Source organism: Pseudomonas fluorescens, assembly GCF_902497625.1.
GTDB classification, from domain to species: Bacteria; Pseudomonadota; Gammaproteobacteria; order Pseudomonadales; family Pseudomonadaceae; genus Aquipseudomonas; species Aquipseudomonas fluorescens_BQ.
In genome coordinates this window covers 1-2,465 of sequence record NZ_CABVGX010000103.1, presented here as the reverse complement: position 1 = coordinate 2,465, position 2,465 = coordinate 1, and the positions used below count along the sequence as shown (strand labels likewise).

The window sequence follows — 2,465 nt, the reverse complement described above, 5'->3', positions numbered from 1 at the left end:
TCCACTGTGGGAGCGAGCCTGCTCGCGAAGCAATCTCCCAGACACATCCAGCTAAAAGTGTGCACCTCGGTTTTCAGCTCATTGATCTAGTCTTGCCCTGAATTCATCCATGAGAGAGGCAAAGGAATGCCTGAACCATCTGCTTCGCATCGTTTGCGCCTCGGGCGTTACTCTGAGAAAAATCGTATTTACCTGCTGACCACCAACACCCTCGGTAGAGAACCTGTTTTCAAGGATTTCGCCCTGGGCAGATTAGTCGTCGAGCAATTTCGTGCAGCGCAAGACGTGGGCGCTGCTAACTCATTGGCCTGGGTGGTAATGCCTGATCACTTTCATTGGCTGATCGAATTGCAGCAAGGTTCGCTGAGTGCACTGATGCAAAAGACGAAGTCGTTGATTACCAAAGCGGTGCATCAGGCCACGGCGCGTGAACTTAGCCTTTGGCAGCAAGGCTTCCATGATCGAGCGCTACGTCGTGAAGAAGACCTGGTAAAAGTCGCCCAGTATGTTGTGGCTAACCCATTGCGGGCCGGGCTGGTTGAGAAGCTTGGCGACTACCCGTTGTGGGATGCGATTTGGATTTGAGTTAATCGGCTGCGCCTTTCGCGAGCAGGCTCGCTCCCACAAGGGTTTTGTGTCCTGCATGAAAACGGAGTACGCCACATGAACCCTGTGGGAGCGAGCCTGCCCGCGAAGAAGCCTTCAAAGCCAACGCAAAACTCAAATCGTTATTCAGGCTTACGCCAAATCCCTTTCCCATTCAACCGCGCCCGATCATGCGGCGCCGCAAAATCCTGCTCCGGCCCTTTCGGCACAATCCCTGTCGGATTAATCGTCTTGTGACTGCCGTAGTAATGATTCTTGATGTGGGTGAAGTCCACCGTCTCGGCAATCCCTGGCCACTGGTACATCTCGCGCAGCCAGTTCGACAGATTCGGGTAGTCGGCAATCCGCCGCAGGTTGCATTTGAAGTGGCCGTGATAAACCGCGTCAAAACGAATGAGGGTGGTGAACAGGCGGACGTCGGCTTCGGTCAGGTATTCGCCCGCCAGGTAACGCTTGGCATCCAACACCGCTTCCAGCCGATCAAGTTCGGTGAATACATCATCGAACGCCTCTTCATAGGCCTGCTGCGACGTCGCAAACCCGGCGCGATACACGCCGTTGTTGACCGCCGGGTAGATCTGCTCGTTCAACGCATCAATTTCATCACGCAGCGGCGCCGGGTACAGGTCCAGGTTGTTGCCGGTGAGCGCGTCGAACGCGGTGTTGAACATGCGGATGATTTCCGCGGATTCATTGCTGACGATTCGATTCTGCTGCTTATCCCAGAGCACTGGCACGGTGACACGGCCGGTGTAGTCAGCGGTGTCGGCAGTATAGCGCTGGTGCAGGAAGCTCAGATCATCCAGCTTGTCTCCACTGGATCCGTGGGATTGGTCGAACGTCCAGCCGTTTTCCAGCATCAAGTAGCTGACTACAGACACATCGATCAGGCTTTCGAGGCCTTTGAGTTTGCGCAGAATCAGCGTGCGATGCGCCCACGGACAGGCGAGTGATACATACAGGTGATAGCGGCCGGCCTCGGCGGCGAACCCGCCGACACCACTCGGGCCTGGCTTGCCGTCTGCGGTCACCCAATTGCGGCGCTGCGCTTGCTCACGCTGGAATGCACCGTCTTTGCTGCTTTCGTACCACTGGTCATGCCAGCGACCTTCAACTAACAAACCCATGTTCAGGACTCCTCAACCAATAAGCGTTGGAGAAGAGTCTATTCGCATAGGTTCGATAAAATAGTGCAAAGGTTGGGGGCTTATGATCGGTTAAATCGATTTGTCTCGTGCGTCCCAGTATTGCTGGGCGGTGGCGAATGCTTGCGCACGGGGTTGCCCGAGACCGCGCAGGGCTAGCGCCATGGTCGAAATCAGGGCCATTTGCGGATAGCTGTCCACCACATCGCCGCGCCATACGGCTTTCAAATGCTCGACGTCCAGCGAGGCCGGTTTAACGTGACGCTGGCTCGACATCTGCGGCCATTCCTCGTCCCAGCTTTCGCCGCCAGTGGTGCCGTAGAGGTGGCTGGCGGCATCCGGGTTGATTTCAATTTCGCCACCGTCACCCTTGACCACAATGGCAGTATCACCGAGCAAGCCGCTGGCATCGCGATGTACGGCCTGATAGCCGGGGTGGAAAATACTTTGCAGGCCACAGCGCGCGCCCAGCGGATTGAGAATCCGCGCCAGGGAATGGATCGGCGAACGCAGGCCCAGGGTATTGCGCAAATCGATCATGCGCTGCAACTGCGGCGCCCAGTCCACCAGCGGCATGAACGCCAGGCCGCCGTTGTCCAGCGCCGCGCCGGCCTGTTGCCAGTCGCGGCACAAGGGAATGTTCAAGTGTCCGAGCAGTTGCTCGCTGTACAAGCGTCCAGCGGTATGTGCGCCGCCGCCGTGCATGAAGATGCG

Annotated in this window: 3 protein-coding genes; 1 reads left to right on the top strand and 2 read right to left on the bottom strand. The window is 57.2% G+C overall.

Going from position 1 to position 2,465, the window contains the following annotated elements; translation table 11 throughout:
- The first annotated feature begins 126 nt into the window (after positions 1–126).
- A complete protein-coding gene (locus tag F8N12_RS27350; protein ID WP_150582401.1) occupies positions 127–585 on the top strand; it encodes an REP-associated tyrosine transposase in 459 nt (152 codons plus the stop codon).
- A 143-nt stretch (positions 586–728) separates the two neighbouring features.
- On the opposite strand, the gene F8N12_RS27345 is transcribed toward F8N12_RS27350, so the two are convergent.
- Positions 729–1,733 (bottom strand): glutathione S-transferase family protein, encoded by a 1,005-nt coding sequence (locus F8N12_RS27345; protein WP_150582071.1) that lies wholly within the window; start codon positions 1,731–1,733, stop codon positions 729–731.
- 90 nt (positions 1,734–1,823) lie between these two features.
- The coding region (locus tag F8N12_RS27340; protein ID WP_150583125.1) for a glycosyl transferase family protein at positions 1,824–2,465 on the bottom strand (642 nt) is incomplete at its 5' end.

Excerpts from the sequence above, each read along its gene's own strand:
- F8N12_RS27350 (WP_150582401.1), top strand. The coding sequence starts at position 127 with ATGCCTGAACCATCTGCTTCGCATCGTTTGCGCCTCGGGCGTTACTCT.
- F8N12_RS27345 (WP_150582071.1), bottom strand. The coding sequence starts at position 1,733 with ATGGGTTTGTTAGTTGAAGGTCGCTGGCATGACCAGTGGTACGAAAGC.